This window comes from Maribacter sp. BPC-D8 (assembly GCF_035207705.1).
Classification (GTDB): Bacteria; Bacteroidota; Bacteroidia; order Flavobacteriales; family Flavobacteriaceae; genus Maribacter.
In genome coordinates this window covers 2,331,129-2,346,690 of the sequence record NZ_CP128187.1, presented here as the reverse complement: position 1 = coordinate 2,346,690, position 15,562 = coordinate 2,331,129, and the positions used below count along the sequence as shown (strand labels likewise).

15 protein-coding genes are annotated in these 15,562 nt (G+C 35.5%); 10 read left to right on the top strand and 5 right to left on the bottom strand.

All coding sequences use genetic code 11. The annotated features are described in order from the left end of the window. Positions 1-257 precede the first annotated feature (257 nt). Genes QSV08_RS10325 through QSV08_RS10290 form a run of 8 tightly spaced genes read left to right on the top strand, consistent with a single transcriptional unit; the run spans position 258 to position 7,938 of the window. The gene (locus QSV08_RS10325; RefSeq protein WP_324028298.1) at positions 258-995 is read left to right on the top strand and encodes a CDP-alcohol phosphatidyltransferase family protein; all 738 of its coding nucleotides are present in this window, start codon (positions 258-260) and stop codon (positions 993-995) included. Between the two features lie 27 nt (positions 996-1,022). Next, a complete protein-coding gene (locus QSV08_RS10320; RefSeq protein ID WP_324028297.1) occupies positions 1,023-1,538 on the top strand; it encodes a DinB family protein in 516 nt (171 codons plus the stop codon). 30 nt (positions 1,539-1,568) lie between these two features. Beyond that, positions 1,569-2,633 carry a flavin monoamine oxidase family protein gene (locus tag QSV08_RS10315; RefSeq protein WP_324028296.1) on the top strand — a complete coding sequence of 355 codons (1,065 nt, stop codon included), beginning with the start codon at positions 1,569-1,571 and terminating at the stop codon, positions 2,631-2,633. A gap of 7 nt (positions 2,634-2,640) precedes the next feature. Next, positions 2,641-3,585, top strand: a complete 945-nt coding sequence (locus tag QSV08_RS10310; protein WP_324028295.1) for a tRNA dihydrouridine synthase — start codon at positions 2,641-2,643, stop codon at positions 3,583-3,585. Positions 3,586-3,625: 40 nt separating this feature from the next. Then, a complete protein-coding gene (locus QSV08_RS10305) occupies positions 3,626-5,806 on the top strand; it encodes a B12-binding domain-containing radical SAM protein (RefSeq protein WP_324028294.1) in 2,181 nt (726 codons plus the stop codon). A 14-nt stretch (positions 5,807-5,820) separates the two neighbouring features. Continuing rightward, positions 5,821-6,300, top strand: coding sequence for a GyrI-like domain-containing protein (locus QSV08_RS10300; RefSeq protein WP_324028293.1), 480 nt, complete (start codon positions 5,821-5,823; stop codon positions 6,298-6,300). Continuing rightward, on the top strand, positions 6,297-7,580 hold the full coding sequence (locus QSV08_RS10295) for an MFS transporter (RefSeq protein WP_324028292.1): 1,284 nt from the start codon (positions 6,297-6,299) through the stop codon (positions 7,578-7,580). Before QSV08_RS10300 ends, QSV08_RS10295 begins: the two co-directional genes overlap by 4 nt. Beyond that, a complete protein-coding gene (locus tag QSV08_RS10290; RefSeq protein ID WP_324028291.1) occupies positions 7,558-7,938 on the top strand; it encodes a DUF4345 domain-containing protein in 381 nt (126 codons plus the stop codon). Before QSV08_RS10295 ends, QSV08_RS10290 begins: the two co-directional genes overlap by 23 nt. A gap of 17 nt (positions 7,939-7,955) precedes the next feature. On the opposite strand, the gene lptB is transcribed toward QSV08_RS10290, so the two are convergent. From lptB to QSV08_RS10270, 4 genes are read right to left on the bottom strand one after another with little or no spacing between them, the layout of a single operon-like run. Further along, entirely contained in the window at positions 7,956-8,696 is a 741-nt protein-coding gene (lptB, locus tag QSV08_RS10285; protein ID WP_027064458.1) for an LPS export ABC transporter ATP-binding protein, read from the bottom strand. A 51-nt stretch (positions 8,697-8,747) separates the two neighbouring features. Further along, complete coding sequence (locus tag QSV08_RS10280) at positions 8,748-9,098, bottom strand: carboxymuconolactone decarboxylase family protein (protein WP_324028290.1); 351 nt, start codon at positions 9,096-9,098, stop codon at positions 8,748-8,750. Further along, the gene (gene tatC, locus QSV08_RS10275; protein WP_073243475.1) at positions 9,082-9,963 is read right to left on the bottom strand and encodes a twin-arginine translocase subunit TatC; all 882 of its coding nucleotides are present in this window, start codon (positions 9,961-9,963) and stop codon (positions 9,082-9,084) included. The genes QSV08_RS10280 and tatC overlap by 17 nt, the downstream gene beginning before the upstream one ends. Further along, the gene (locus tag QSV08_RS10270; RefSeq protein ID WP_416382058.1) at positions 9,963-10,925 is read right to left on the bottom strand and encodes a KpsF/GutQ family sugar-phosphate isomerase; all 963 of its coding nucleotides are present in this window, start codon (positions 10,923-10,925) and stop codon (positions 9,963-9,965) included. Before QSV08_RS10270 ends, tatC begins: the two co-directional genes overlap by 1 nt. Before the next feature lie 187 nt (positions 10,926-11,112). On the opposite strand from QSV08_RS10270, the gene recQ reads away from it, so the two are divergent. Together recQ and QSV08_RS10260 are read left to right on the top strand one after the other, a co-directional pair. Then, positions 11,113-13,323: a DNA helicase RecQ gene (gene recQ, locus QSV08_RS10265; RefSeq protein WP_324028288.1), complete on the top strand. Its 2,211-nt coding sequence runs from the start codon at positions 11,113-11,115 to the stop codon at positions 13,321-13,323. Between the two features lie 279 nt (positions 13,324-13,602). Further along, positions 13,603-14,094 carry a fasciclin domain-containing protein gene (locus QSV08_RS10260; RefSeq protein WP_324028363.1) on the top strand — a complete coding sequence of 164 codons (492 nt, stop codon included), beginning with the start codon at positions 13,603-13,605 and terminating at the stop codon, positions 14,092-14,094. Positions 14,095-14,192: 98 nt separating this feature from the next. Here the strand turns inward: QSV08_RS10260 and QSV08_RS10255 are convergent, their stop codons facing one another. Continuing rightward, the gene (locus QSV08_RS10255) at positions 14,193-15,506 is read right to left on the bottom strand and encodes a carboxypeptidase-like regulatory domain-containing protein (protein ID WP_324028287.1); all 1,314 of its coding nucleotides are present in this window, start codon (positions 15,504-15,506) and stop codon (positions 14,193-14,195) included. Positions 15,507-15,562 lie beyond the last annotated feature (56 nt).

Genomic DNA, 15,562 nt, shown 5'->3' with positions numbered 1-15,562 from the left:
ACGTTTGGAGATTAATTTGTGATATGATGAATTAAAAGGTAGTTTATATTTCAATACAAAGAACTTAAGTGGTTGTAATTTTGCTTGTTAGATTGCTTTTATTTTAAATAATATGAGTTTCATGGCCATTTGCTAATTACGCTAATGTTCCTTTTTACGGTTCAATGTCTATACCACCACATAATTATATTAATTTAGAGCCATAATTGTGCTGGGGTATTGTGCCTTTCTGCATTTGTGATATTAGACCGACTATTATGAAAAAACATATTCCTAATTTTATTACCCTTTTGAACGTCTTTTGTGGTTGTGTGGCTACCATGTTCGCTGTTATGAATAGATTAGAACTTGCTGCAATATTCGTTGCAGTTGGTATTTTCTTTGATTTTTTTGACGGATTAGCTGCGCGTGTTTTAGATGTAAAAAGCGAATTAGGTCTACAGTTAGATTCTTTGGCAGATATGATTACTAGCGGATTAGTACCTGGTATTGTTATGTTTCAGTTATTGGCAATGTCTCAAACTAGCGGATGGGGAGATGGTTCTCACTTTTTTATGGAAGCCGGTAAATTTCAATACATACACTTAATACCCTTTTTAGGCTTTATTATTACCATGGCATCGGGTTATCGTTTGGCGAAATTCAATATTGATGAAAATCAAACATCTTCTTTTATTGGTTTGCCAACACCTGCTAATGCACTTTTAATACTTTCATTACCGCTTATCCTTTTATACCAGAACAATGATTTTTTAAATAGTATCATTCTTAATCAATGGTTCTTGATCATCTTAACATTGGTGAGTGCATATTTACTAAATGCTAATTTGCCGCTCTTTGCTCTAAAATTCAAGAATACAAGCTTCAAGGATAATGCTATGCGTTATATCTTTCTTATCATTAGTCTTGTGCTAATCGTTACCATGAAATTCATGGCTATTCCCTTAATTATTCTGTTTTACGTAGTAAGTTCTGTCATACAAGAGAGACTTTAAACGTAGATTTATTTAGGTAAAACGATTATGGAAAATGAAGAATATGAGTTTTGGTTAAGCGGACCTATTGAAGGTGTGCCAGATTTGCTGCAACCTGCAGCTCATGCATTGTTGCAATCTGAACGTGAACTGAAAAAATACACTGCAGATTTCCCTAAAGAATTATTATGGGCAAAAACGGCTGGTAGAGCTTCCGTGGGTTTTCATATGAATCATATTACGGGAGTTTTAGATAGAATGTTGACCTACGCAAAAGGGGAATCACTATCCGAAGCACAATTTCAATTTCTTAAACAAGAAGCTGTCTTTAATTTAACTACTGAAGTTGCTGACTTACAAAAGCAATTTTCTGCAAAAGTCGAGGAGGCTTTAGCATATTTCAAAACAATTTCAGATTCTTCACTAACCGAGAAAAGAGCTGTGGGTAGAAAGAAGTTGCCATCTACCGTAATCGGACTCCTTTTTCATGCTGCAGAGCATAGCCAAAGGCATATTGGGCAATTATTGGTGACTACCAGTGTATTACAATCAAAAATATCTTAGTCCGTCATTTAACCAGAATAACTTTATAGCATGAATACATCGGTAGTAATTATCGGCGCAGGATTAACGGGTTTGCTAACTGCATATCGTTTACAAGAACTAGGTTTTGATGTGAAGGTGTTAGAAGCACGAGAAAGAATTGGTGGTAGAATTAACACTATAGAATCTGGGAAGGTTAAAGTTGAAATGGGTGCTACTTGGTTTAATGAAGCTCATTACCATTTATTAGATGTTATTGAAGAATTCAAGGTTCCGTACTTCGAACAATTCATGACCGGTATCTCATATTTTCAAACGTTTTCAAATGTCCCGCCACAAGAAATTGCAGTACCAAACGACAGCCCTAGTTACCGATTTAAAAACGGAACAATAGACCTGCTAAATTCCATAGCTGCTAAACTGAAACCAAATACTATCTTTTTAAATGAAGTGGTTAACGAGGTAAATGTGCTTGATAACAATGCTGAGGTAATAAGCAATTCCCGCACATTATATGCAGATATTGTAATTACTACATTACCACCTGCAGCATTAATAGATCAAATAGAATTTTCTCCCGCGTTACCAAATGATATAATTTCCTTAGCAGAACAAACCCATACTTGGATGCAAGACTCCATAAAAGTTGCCTTAACGTATAAGAAGCCATTTTGGAGAGATCAAGGAAAGTCAGGTACTATATTTAGTAATGTTGGTCCGCTTACAGAATTCTATGATCAATCTAATGTGGAAAATGAGTCGTACGCACTTGTTGGTTTCGCTTCTGGTAGTTGTGCTCGTTTCACTAAAGAACAACGAATAGAAAAAATTGAAGCACAGTTGAAAATGGTTTTCGGAGAAGAGGCTTTGCAATACGAATCGTATCTAGAAACGCCTTGGTACAATGAAGAATTTACCAAATCGAATAGGCAAGAAGGTAACTTATTTCCGCATCAGAATGGGGGACATGCACTGTATCAGGCACCTTTATTTGAAAGTAAATTATTTATTTGTGGTGCAGAAACCTCAAAACATCACTCTGGTTACATGGAAGGCGCTATTTTTGCAGCTGAATCTGTTGTTGCAAAACTGAAAAGATTGCACCTAACGCAGTAATACATACATGTCAGTTACCTTATTATCATCCCCATTACAGGGTTTTACCGATTTTAGATTCCGCAATGCGTTCCATAAATATTTTGGAGGTATTGATACGTTCTACGCGCCATACATTCGTTTGAATGGTAAAATGGTGATTAAAAACTCGTATCAGAATGATTTACAGCCAGAAAATAATACTACGTTAGAGGTTATTCCGCAAGTAATGACGGGCGATGCTGATGAGTTTCTGTTCGTTGTAAAGTATATTCAAAGTTTAGGGTACAAAGAACTGAACTGGAATTTAGGTTGCCCGTACCCAATGGTAACGAAGCAAGGTATGGGTAGCGGACTCATTTGTAATCCTGAGAAAATAGATCATATTTTAAAACGTGCTCATGAAGAAACCGATGTGGTGGTTTCTATGAAAATGAGAATGGGGTACGAAAATGCAGAAGAAATTTTAGATGTATTTCCTATTCTAGACAAGTATCCATTAAAGAATATTGCCATTCACGCCCGTATTGGTAAACAATTGTATAAAGGTGGAGTAGACCTTGATGCTTTTCAGAAATGTGTTGATAGTACTAAGCATAAACTATACTACAACGGCGATATTACCACGGTAGCAAAGTTTCAAGAAATGCAAGAACGTTTTCCTTCTATTGACCATTTTATGATGGGAAGAGGATTAATTGCCGATCCATTTCTACCAAGTATGATTAAGAATAATACCACCGAATACCCAAAAGATCGTTGGAAGATTTTCTCAGAATTTCACGATACTATTTATCATCAATATGATGAGGCATTATCTGGACCGACACCTATTAAAATGAAAATGCGTGGCTTTTGGGAGTATTTTGCGTTAGCAACTTCTAATCCGCACAAAGCATTCAAGAAAATAAAGAAAGCTAATAATCCAAAGGCATATCAGCAAGCGGTACGTGAGATATTGAATAATGAATAAGCGAACAGTTATCTTTGCGGCATTGTTCTAAAATAACTTTGTGAAAGACCTTCTTTTAATAACACCACCTTTTACCCAATTAAACACTCCGTATCCGGCAACGGCATACATTAAAGGGTTTTTGAATACAAAAGATATTTCTTCTTTTCAGTCCGATTTAGGGATTGAGGTTATTTTATCGCTTTTCAATAAGAATACCTTTCAGCAGCTATTCGATATGGCTTTTTCTTCGGATGCTATAGTTTCTGAAAATTGCCAAAGAATTTATGCGCTGCGCAATGATTATTTGAAAACGCTAGATGCAGTTATTCTTTTTCTACAAGGAAAAAATGATACATTAGCGAGGCAATTATGTACCGATAATTTTTTGCCACAAGCTTTTCGTTTTGAACAGTTAGATGATTTAGAATGGGCTTTTGGTAATATGGGTATGCAAGATAAAGCCAAGCATTTGGCAACCTTATATCTTGAAGATTTATCAGATTTTATCGTAGAATGTATTGACCCTAATTTCGGATTCAGTAGATATGCTGAACGACTTGGTCGTAGTGCGAATTCCTTCGATGAGCTTTATAATCACTTAAATGATGCGCCAACGTTTATTGATGAATTGACACTGAAATTACTAGCTAAGCAATTAGAAACTGTACAACCTAAATTGGTGTGTTTTTCGGTTCCTTTTCCGGGTAATTTATACAGTGCTTTTCGTTGTGCTCAATTTATAAAAGCAAATTATCCTCATGTGAAAATTGCCATGGGTGGCGGATTCCCAAATACAGAACTACGTAGCCTTACCGATATTCGAGTGTTTGAGTTTTTTGATTTTATAACCCTAGATGATGGTGAGCTTCCGTTAGAACTGGTGCATCAATATGTGGTGAATGGGGAAGGGGAGTTAAAACGTGCTTTCATTTTAGAAGATAATAAAGTCATTTACAAGAATGATAGTCTTAGACAAGATTATAAACAAATAGATGTTGGCACACCAGATTATGCTGACCTACAATTAAGCAATTACATTTCGGTCATTGAAATTGCGAACCCAATGCATAGCCTTTGGAGTGATGGTCGATGGAATAAATTGACCATGGCACATGGTTGCTATTGGGGTAAATGTACTTTTTGCGATATCTCTTTAGATTATATAAAAATATACGAGCCTGTTGCTGCTAGTCTTTTGGCTGACCGTGTAGAAACATTAATGACCCAAACAGGAGAATCAGGATTTCACTTTGTTGATGAAGCAGCACCGCCATCATTAATGAAAGCTTTTGCATTAGAGATATTAAAAAGAAATTTGACCATCACTTGGTGGACGAATATTCGTTTCGAGAAAAACTTTACGCAAGACTTATGTTTTTTGCTGAAAGCATCGGGTTGTATTGCGGTTTCTGGAGGATTGGAAGTAGCATCAGATAGACTTCTGAAACTCATTGATAAAGGCGTAACGGTAGAGCAAGTAGCGCAAGTAACGCGAAATTTCACCGAAGCGAACATCATGGTACATTCGTATTTAATGTACGGCTACCCAACGCAAACCATTCAAGAAACGGTAGACAGTTTAGAGATGGTTCGCCAGTTGTTCGAATTAGGGATCATACAATCAGGTTTTTGGCATCAGTTTGCATTGACAGCTCATAGTCCGGTTGGTTTGCATCCCGAAGAATACGGAGTAATGCCAGATTTAAAATCCATCAGCTTTGCAAATAACGATATTGATTTTAAAGATAAAACGGGAGTTGATCATAGTAAGTTCAGCTTCGGATTAAAGAAATCGCTCTTCAATTTCATGCACGGTATCGGTTTTGATATGAGCTTGCAAGAATGGTTCGATTTTAAAATTCCGCCTTCAGCCATATCTGCAGATTACATTTATAATTGCCTACAACAAGAGCATCTATTAAGTACAAAATCAACCGCAAAAATTGCTTGGATTGGTCCGATGCCTATTACTGCCCAACGTGATAAGAAGAAAAAAGGAATGACATGGCAGCAATTGGAATTGGGTTTTCATACCAAGACTGATATGTATGAAATTACGGTAGATAAAGATAAAGGCGAATGGTTGCTATCTACTTTAGAACAATTGAAACCTGAGAATAAACCTGTAAGTTACGGTCAGTTAAAAAAGGACTACGAATCTCGGTTAGAAGATTTTGAGCTGTTTTGGTATTCTAAACAAGTAACGGGTTTGCGTGACCACGGACTATTGGTTCTTTAATTAAAATAGATAGTATGGTGCCTAAAATTATTGATTTACAAAGTAAAAATCTTGTAGGTCTTTCTCAAGAAATGAGTTTGATCGATAATAAAACTCCAGAACTTTGGAAAGGCTTTAGGCAGCGTAGTAAGGAAGTTTTAAATAGGTCATCTGATGATTTTATCTCTTTGCAAGAATATCCTTCAGACTATTTTCAAGTGTTTTCACCGGCTAAAAAGTTTGTAAAATGGGCTTGTGTTGAGGTTGAAGATTTTGATTCTGTTCCTGAAGGAATTAATAATCTTGTTTTAGAGGGCGGATTATTTGCCGTTTTTAATTACAAGGGGACTGCAAAAGATGCACAGGTATTTTTTCAATATATTTATGGGGAATGGATTCCTAATTCAGATTATAATTTAGATGACCGTGCTCATTTTGAAGTGCTGGGTGCAAAATATAAAAACAATGATCCTAACTCAGAAGAAGAAGTTTGGATTCCGATAAAAGCGAAATGAAAAACCCCGAAAAAGCGCCTTGGTATTATTTGTTGTTATTAATTTTAGCAGGGGAAAGTGTTTTTATTTTGCCTTTTGTATTGCAACGTGTTTTTAGACCTACAGTATTAAAAGTATTTGAACTGGATAATGTTTCTCTCGGACTCTGTTTCTCTGTTTATGGTTTCGTTGCCTTGGTGTCGTATTTATTAGGCGGACCGTTAGCAGATAAATATCAACCTAGAAAATTAATCGCCATAGCGCTGTGGATGACTGCTTTAGGCGGACTAGTTTTTGCCACATTCCCAGATTATTTGACCTTACAGATTTTATACGGCTTCTGGGGTTTTACTACTATTTTCTTGTTCTGGTCACCTATGATAAAAGCTACGCGTGTATGGGGCGGTAGTGGTTCTCAAGGTAAAGCTTTTGGTTTTTTAGATGGCGGTAGAGGTTTGGTTGGTGCACTTTTTGGCACTCTAGGCGTTCTTGTCTTTTCTCATTTTATGTCGGCAGATTTAGAAGTTGCCACTTTAGAGGAAAGTAGATTTGCATTTCGGTATGTGATATTGACATCTTCAGCTATAGTTTCGATTGTAGGTGTTCTGGTTTGGTTTTTTATGCGATTGCCTGCAAGTCTTGAAAACGATATTGTCGTTGAAAGAATCACCGTTTCTCAAATTAAAGAAGTACTTCGCTTACCTTCGGTTTTACTTTTAATGATCATAATTCTTTGTGCCTATGTAGGATATAAAATCACCGATATTTTTTCGCTTTATGCGCAAGATGTTATGCTGTACAATGAGGTGGAATCTGCAGAGGTGGGTACGTTTTTATTATTCGCAAGACCAATAGTAGGTGTTTTTATTGGAGTTATAGCAGACCGTTCTAGACCTAGCTTATTTTTATTATTAGGTTTTGTGGTCGCGCTAATTGGGTCTTTAATATTTGCATCTGGCATGGTTGCCGATGTTTCTTATTTCATGTTCTTATTCTCCATTATGATTGTGGCACTAGGGGTATATGCAATTCGTTCTTTATATTTCGCGGTAATGCAGAGTGGTAAAATTCCGCTAGTATTGACAGGTACTGCGGTGGGGTTAATTTCGTTGATAGGGTATACTCCCGATATTTTTGCTGGTCCGGCAATGGGCTATTTGTTAGATGCGTCACCAGGATTAAAAGGGCATCAACATGTATTTTGGATGCTAGCTGTATTTTCATTTATCGGGGGAATAGCGGCGTTTAGATATTTTCAACTTTATGGCAAACCATTCAATGAAGAATCCAAAAAATCTTAATTTATTATTATCGGGAGTTATAGTCATCATCGCCGGTATCGTCTATGGTGGTCACCCAACGTACATTATGCCCGAACTTTTGGGTTTTGAAGTGGTTGATTTAGAGCTAAAGAATATGTTACGTGCGGTAATGGGAATTTATATCGGCGTAGGGCTGTTTTGGGTATTGGGGTCGCTTAAAGCTAAGCTTTGGTATGGTGCAACTTTATGTAATGTGCTCTATATGGGCGGAATTTCTTTTGGTAGAATAGTAAGTACACTTTTTGACGGAGTTTCACCATTATTCACTCCCGCATTAATTCTAGAACTATTGTTCTTCGGTTGGGGATTGTATAATCTTAAAAAATATAAAGAGTAGACTTTTAAGACTGTTTCCTAGAAATCTAACTTCTTCTTACGAAGTTCAAAGTTTTGGCCTAAGTATACTTTACGTACCATTTCATCTGCAGCCAATTCTTCTGGCTCACCAGACTTTAAAATACCACCTTCAAACATGAGGTAAGAACGCTCTGTAATAGCGAGTGTTTCTTGTACGTTGTGATCGGTAATAAGTATACCAATGTTTTTGTCTTTTAACTGCGCTACAATACGCTGTATGTCTTCTACAGCTACGGGGTCAACCCCTGCAAAAGGTTCATCAAGTAGAATAAATTTTGGATCGGTAGCTAAAGCTCTAGCGATTTCCGTTCTTCTTCGTTCACCACCAGATAATAAATCACCACGACTTTTACGAATATGACCTAAACCGAACTCCTCGATAAGCGACTCCATTTTCATGTGTTGCTCTTTCTTGCTCAGTTTTGTCAGTTGAAGTACGCTTAAAATATTCTTTTCAATACTTAGCTTTCTAAAAACAGATGCTTCTTGTGCCAAGTATCCAATACCGTTCTGTGCTCTTTTGTACATGGGGAATTTTGTAATCTCCATGTCATCTAAATAGATGCTGCCACCATTAGGTTTTATAAGTCCAACAATCATGTAAAAGGAAGTTGTTTTACCGGCACCATTTGGTCCAAGTAATCCTACAATTTCACCTTGGTTTACCTCAAGAGAAATTCCTTTAACCACCCTACGACCTCTGTAGGACTTCATTATATTGTCGGCACGTAACTTCATGTTTTCAAATCTATTGGTTATTGGTCTGTTAGAAAAGTAATTAGGGATTATTTAACCTTGTTGGTTTTCTAATTCTTCCCAATACTCGTAAGCTTTTCGTAAATGTGGTATAACAATAGTACCGCCAACCAATGTAGCAATACTTAGCGTTTCCATAATCTCTTCTTTAGAAACCCCTTCATTATAAGAACTCTCTAAATGATATTTTACACAATCGTCGCAACGAAGTACGGTTGAGGCTACAAGACCTAATAACTCTTTAGTTTTAACGTCTAAAGAACCTGCAGCAAAAGCGTTGGTGTCTAAGTTAAATATGCGTTTTACAACTTTATTATTATCAGCCAACAACTTCTCGTTCATCTTAGAACGGTAGGCATTAAATTCTTCAATTTGGTTTGACATTTCTATTTTTCTTTTTTTCTTTTTCAGCTTTTTTTCTTTCTTTTCTCAATACCATTCCAGAAATATAAATACTTATTTGATATAAAAATATTACTGGTATAGCAACTATAATTTGACTTGTAACGTCTGGTGGTGTTATCACCGCAGAAAGTATTAGAACAACTACCAAGGCAATTTTTCTGTACTTCTTCATCAATTCAGGTGTAACCAAACCTACTTTGGTCAAAAAGAAAATGATGATCGGTAATTCGAATAAAATACCACAAGCAAGCACAGATATTTTTAATGTACCTATATAAGAATCTAAATCGAACTCGTTTAATACAGAATCACTTACTACGTAAGATCCTAAGAAGTTAATAGAAAGTGGCGCTACGATGTAGTATCCGAATAAAACACCGATAAAAAATAAGATAGAGGCAATTAGTATAAATCCTCTTGAATTCTTGCGTTCGTTCGCATGAAGACCGGGACTAATAAACTTCCACATTTCATATAAAATATAGGGAAAGCCAAGTATAACACCTGCCCAAATAGAGGTCCAGATGTGGGCTGAAAACTGTCCGCCCATTTCCCTACTCTGTATTGAGAATGGAAATTCATCACCACAAAAAGAGGAATCAATTACTGTAAAAGATTGTACTTTATTTAACCACGTAGCGATATCACAAAAAAAGCGATACGTCGGAAAATCCATATTTTTAGGTCCGAAAATAATAGTGTCGAATATGAAACCTTTCATCAAAAATGCAACACTTCCAATGATAACAACAGCTAATACGGATCTAATTAAGTGCCATCTTAATTCTTCTAGATGATCAAGAAATGACATCTCGTTTGGTGGCGTGGTAGTTTTGGAACTCATTATAAAATACCTTCGTTTATTAAATTATGTAAATGAATAACGCCAACATAAATATCCTTATCCATGGCCAACAATTGTGATATTCCCTTTTTTTGCATGTGCTCTAAAGCTTTAATAGCCAAAGTGTTTGCTGGTATGGTTTTAGGGTTTTTAGTCATGATGTCTTCGGCAGTTAAGCCTTTAATATTATCATGTTTGTTTAGCATGCGTCTAATATCGCCATCGGTTACGATACCGACAACTTTTTCGCCATCAAGTACAGCAGTTACCCCTAACATTTTTTTAGAGATTTCTACAATTACTTTTTTAACCTCCTCATCTTTTTGAACTTGAGGTACTTGGTTTTTACTTACTAAGTCTGCAACTCTTAAATATAATCTCTTGCCTAAAGATCCACCTGGGTGGTATTTTGCAAAATCTGAACTGCTAAATCCTTTGATTTCTAAAAGCACAATTGCAAGGGCATCACCCATAACTAATTGTGCAGTAGTACTCGTTGTAGGTGCTAGTCCGTTAGGGCAAGCTTCCTTATCAACATGTGTATTTAAAATATAATCTGCTTGTTTTGCCAAAAAAGAATCGGTGTTACCGGTCATGGCAATTAACTTGTTCGTACCTCTTTTTATTAGTGGAACCAACATTTTAATTTCGGGTGTATTTCCACTGTTAGAAATGCAGATTACAACATCATTATCTTGTACCGTTCCTAGGTCTCCATGTATAGCATCGCCAGCATGCATGAAAATTGCGGGAGTACCCGTAGAATTCATGGTAGCTACAATTTTTGTGGCAATGATAGCGCTCTTTCCGATACCAGAAATGATAACGCGCCCTTTTGCTTCAATAATGCAGTTTACGATACTAGCAAAATCATCGGTTAAAAGAGAGGAAAGTTGTGCTATAGCATCACGCTCAGTTTCAATGGTTTTTTTCGCTAAGCTAATAATGGTGTCCGTTGCAATCAATCTATTATTCAATTTATGGATTGTATTCCTAAAAGAATGTATTATCTTTAAGATGACAAAATTAAACAAACTTAATTTTAAATGCCGATTATCGCATAATAATTTAGAAACGCCTAGCTAGGCAAATTGTAATTTTGTTCACTTATAAATTTAAAAGTAAGTAGTGTCCCCTTAAATGTAAAATGTGACTGACAGTAAAGAATTTGACAATATCGATTTACATTCCTCATTAAAAAAATATTTTGGTTTTTCTCAGTTTAAAGGACTTCAAGAGGAAGTAATTAAAAATGTTTTAAGGCAGAATAATACGTTTGTAATCATGCCAACAGGCGGTGGTAAATCAATGTGTTATCAATTGCCGGCCCTTATGCAAGAGGGTACGGCGATTATAGTTTCGCCTTTGATCGCTTTAATGAAGAATCAGGTAGATGCCATACGTGGTATATCTTCTGAAGTAGGAATTGCCCATGTGCTAAACTCCTCATTAAATAAAGGAGAGATAAAACAGGTAAAACAAGATATAACTGATGGTGTTACTAAATTGTTATACGTAGCACCAGAATCGCTGACTAAAGAAGAGAATGTAGAATTCTTGCGTTCAGTTACGGTTTCTTTTGTTGCTGTAGATGAGGCACATTGTATTTCTGAATGGGGTCATGATTTTAGACCTGAATACAGAAATCTTAAATCTATAGTAGAGCGATTAGGAGATAATATTCCGATTATTGGTCTTACAGCTACCGCTACACCTAAGGTACAAGAAGATATTATTAAGAATCTAGGTATTGGTGGTGCGAAGTTATTTAAAGCTTCGTTCAACAGACCCAACCTATTTTACGAAGTACGTACCAAGACAGAAAATATTGAAGCTGATATTATTCGTTTTGTAAAACAAAATTCGGGTAAATCAGGTATTATATATTGCCTTAGCCGTAAAAAGGTTGAGGAATTAGCACAAGTTTTGCAGGTAAACGGCGTAAGTGCCGTGCCATATCATGCAGGTTTTGATGCGAAAACAAGATCAAAATATCAAGATATGTTCTTGATGGAAGACGTAGATGTTGTAGTTGCTACCATTGCCTTTGGTATGGGTATCGATAAGCCAGATGTACGTTTTGTAATTCACCATGATATTCCGAAAAGTATAGAGAGTTACTATCAAGAAACGGGTAGAGCCGGTCGTGATGGTGGCGAAGGGCATTGTTTGGCATATTACTCTTATAAAGATATTGAAAAGTTAGAAAAATTTATGTCCGGTAAACCAGTTGCTGAACAAGAAATTGGGAATGCACTGTTACAAGAGGTAGTTGCTTATGCGGAAACTTCGATGTCTAGACGTAAATTCATGCTTCACTATTTTGGTGAAGAATTTGATGATATTAATGGTGATGGTGCCGAAATGGATGATAATACCAGAAACCCTAAAGAGAAAGAAGAAGCTAAAGATAATGTCGAAAAGCTGCTTAAGGTTGTAACGGGTACAAGTGAGAAATTTAAATCTAAGGAGATTGTAAATACATTGCGTGGTAAAATGAATGCCATTATTTCTTCGCACAAAACCAATGAAAAAGAATTTTTCGGAATTGGTTCTGATAAAGACAAAAGTTATTGGATGGCATTGATTCGCCAAACCTTGGTTGCTGGGTTTCTTAGAAAAGAGATAGAGCAATATGGTGTATTACACGTAACTGATAATGGTAAGGAGTTTTTAAGTAAGCCATCATCTTTTATGATGACCAAAGATCATGTGTATAATGCAGAGAATGATAATGCAATTGTAGGTGCTGCCAAATCTGGTGGTATTGCCGATGAGAAATTATTGAAGCAATTAAAAGATTTACGAAAAGCGCAGGCTAAGAAATTAGGTGTACCGCCGTTTGTAGTTTTTCAAGATCCTTCTTTAGAAGATATGGCATTGAAATACCCTATATCGCATGAAGAGTTATTAAATGTACATGGTGTAGGTGAGGGTAAGGCAAAGAAATACGGTAAACCTTTTCTAGCTTATATTAATGCATATGTAGAGGAAAATGAAATCATAAGACCAGATGATCTTGTGGTAAAAAGCACAGGAGCTAATTCTGCTTTGAAATTATATGTAATACAAAATGTAGATAGAAAATTACCTCTGTCTGATATTGCTTCTTCTAAAGGATTAGAAATTCCGGATTTGATTAAAGAGATGGAGCAGATTGTATACAGTGGTACGAGGTTGAATCTTAATTATTGGATTGATGATATTTTAGATGAAGATCAGCAAGAAGAAATTCATGAGTACTTTTTAGAGTCTGATACAGATGATTTAGAGGAAGCGATGTCTGAGTTTGATGGTGAATATGAAGAAGAAGAATTGAGATTATACCGCTTAAAATTTATAAGTGAAGTAGCGAACTAAACGCATACTCTTAAGTTTATTGATATTATAATTTTTAGAAGTCTAGTATATATAGAAAATTGTATTCTATGTATACTAGACTTTTTTTATGCTTCAAGTTTTAGATTAATTGACGGTTATTGAATTATTATTGTTCTTAATAGGCTGAATTACAGTTAATTAATTTTTGTTTAACTCTTTTACTAAAATTTTAAACAAAATTTAAGATAATCTATTTTAGTTCCGTCTTACATTTACAGAAATCTAAAAAAAAGAACTATGAAAATTTTAAAAATTACAATGTTAAGTGCGCTAATGTTATTCGTAACAACTATTTCTGCTCAGTCAGAAACTATTGTAGATGTAGCAGTTGGAAATGAAAATTTTACAACTTTAGTAGCAGCGGTTACAGCGGCTGATTTGGTAGAAACGTTAAGTAGTGAAGGTCCGTTTACAGTATTTGCTCCAGTTAATAGTGCATTTGAGGCTTTACCTGATGGTACAGTTGAATCTTTGTTAGAGCCAAGCAGTAAAGATGCTTTGAGCGGGTTGTTAACGTATCATGTAGTATCTGGTAAGTATATGGCTGCAGATGTTATCAAAGCAATTACAGATAACAACGGTTCTTTCGATGTTAAAACTGTACAAGGTGGTACAATTGTTTTATCATTGAATGGTGATAAAGTAATGTTGAAAGACGAAAAAGGAAACATGGCAACTGTAGTAATGGCAGATGTTGCTGCTAGCAACGGAGTTATACATGCTATTGATGGTGTAGTAATGCCTAAATAAGTACAACACCCTTTTGGTAATAAAAATCCCTTTGTAATTCTAATATTAGAATAGCAAAGGGATTTTTTCTAAACACTACTTAAAGCTTTAAAAATTTTCTAACGTGCAGCTGTACCGCCAATAATAGATTTATCTTTTCGTAATTGTCTTTGTATTTTTTTGATGGCAGATTCTATAGATTTTTCTGGTTCTATAATATTATACGCTCCCCAGAAATCTGGGTCTGCAAAACCGATAGCTTCATCACTTAATATAATAGAAGACTTCATTCTATCTTTATATTTTGGGAATGCGTTGTCAGTATTCTTTTCCCAATCGGTAATAGCCATTTCACAGTTCATGCTGTAAACTGAATTGAACAAACGCTTATCCCAATTGATCTTGAATTCTAACAATACATTGCTATACCCATAATACCATTTGCCATCTTTTTCTCTATAATCTACGCGATACGATACTTCTGTTGGCCACACTTCTGCATTCTTTGGCTTTCTTCTCACAAACATTTGAGACGCCAATCTTTTATCTGTAATATTAAGAGAGTAAATAGCACTGGTTAAAATCTTGTTTTCAGCATCTATATATAATTTACCATTATATAGAGGATCGATTATTTCAGGCTTTTGCTTAAAATCTATTACATATATCAATTGGTCATTTACCCGTGTAGAAGTATCAAAAGAGAAATCATAATAAGCTAATGTCTCGGGAGTGAAAATGTAATTTGGATATTTCACCATATCTACAAACAGAGTATTGAACGGACCACCTTGTAGTTTTAATGCTACAGTATCTAATTTGGTGTAGTCAGTACTTTTTCTTGCCTTGTAAAGCTCAAGAGCATCAGTCTTTTTAGATGAATAGGGAGTTTTGTAAATATTTACTACTGCTTCAGACAAGCTTACATTAGTTCTTCTTTTTTTAATTGTCTCCCTGTAAAATGCCGTCATCACAGTACTTTCATTTAGGTAATTGTCACCTTTTCTATCTAAGGTTTCTTTTACCAGTGCTTCTGCATCATTTGGGGCGTCAATGCTAGCTTCTGATAATGCCATGACAAATTCATTCATGAAGATTTTGTTCTTCTTCAACTCTAATTCGGCAATGGCGATTTGCTTTGTTTTATATCCTAAAAATGAAATTGTCAGTTTGTTTTCTGTATACTCATTGGGGACTTTTAAAGAAAATTGTCCTTCTGAGTTGGTGATGGTGGTTACATTGGTGTTGTTTATCGTAAGTGTTGCAAAAATTAATGGTTTCTTGCTGTCAGCGTCTAAAACTTCACCTGCATATTCGGTGTAATTAGTAGTTTGTGCCACGATGGTGTCGACTCCGATTCCTACGAAAAGAAGAAATACTAATATATACTTGACGGAATAATGTCTTGTTGAAAAAATGTTCTCTTGTGACATGATGTTAGCTTTTCTTTTTAATGTAGTGATTTATAAAGAATTACAGCGATAATTTC

What these genes read in the sequence shown, in the direction of transcription:
- QSV08_RS10325 (WP_324028298.1), top strand. Translation starts at nt 258, where the DNA reads ATGAAAAAACATATTCCTAATTTTATTACCCTTTTGAACGTCTTTTGT.
- QSV08_RS10320 (WP_324028297.1), top strand. Translation starts at nt 1,023, where the DNA reads ATGGAAAATGAAGAATATGAGTTTTGGTTAAGCGGACCTATTGAAGGT.
- QSV08_RS10315 (WP_324028296.1), top strand. Translation starts at nt 1,569, where the DNA reads ATGAATACATCGGTAGTAATTATCGGCGCAGGATTAACGGGTTTGCTA.
- QSV08_RS10310 (WP_324028295.1), top strand. Translation starts at nt 2,641, where the DNA reads ATGTCAGTTACCTTATTATCATCCCCATTACAGGGTTTTACCGATTTT.
- QSV08_RS10300 (WP_324028293.1), top strand. Translation starts at nt 5,821, where the DNA reads ATGGTGCCTAAAATTATTGATTTACAAAGTAAAAATCTTGTAGGTCTT.
- QSV08_RS10295 (WP_324028292.1), top strand. Translation starts at nt 6,297, where the DNA reads ATGAAAAACCCCGAAAAAGCGCCTTGGTATTATTTGTTGTTATTAATT.
- QSV08_RS10290 (WP_324028291.1), top strand. Translation starts at nt 7,558, where the DNA reads ATGAAGAATCCAAAAAATCTTAATTTATTATTATCGGGAGTTATAGTC.
- lptB (WP_027064458.1), bottom strand. Translation starts at nt 8,696, where the DNA reads ATGAAGTTACGTGCCGACAATATAATGAAGTCCTACAGAGGTCGTAGG.
- QSV08_RS10280 (WP_324028290.1), bottom strand. Translation starts at nt 9,098, where the DNA reads ATGTCAAACCAAATTGAAGAATTTAATGCCTACCGTTCTAAGATGAAC.
- tatC (WP_073243475.1), bottom strand. Translation starts at nt 9,963, where the DNA reads ATGAGTTCCAAAACTACCACGCCACCAAACGAGATGTCATTTCTTGAT.
- QSV08_RS10260 (WP_324028363.1), top strand. Translation starts at nt 13,603, where the DNA reads ATGTTAAGTGCGCTAATGTTATTCGTAACAACTATTTCTGCTCAGTCA.
- QSV08_RS10255 (WP_324028287.1), bottom strand. Translation starts at nt 15,506, where the DNA reads ATGTCACAAGAGAACATTTTTTCAACAAGACATTATTCCGTCAAGTAT.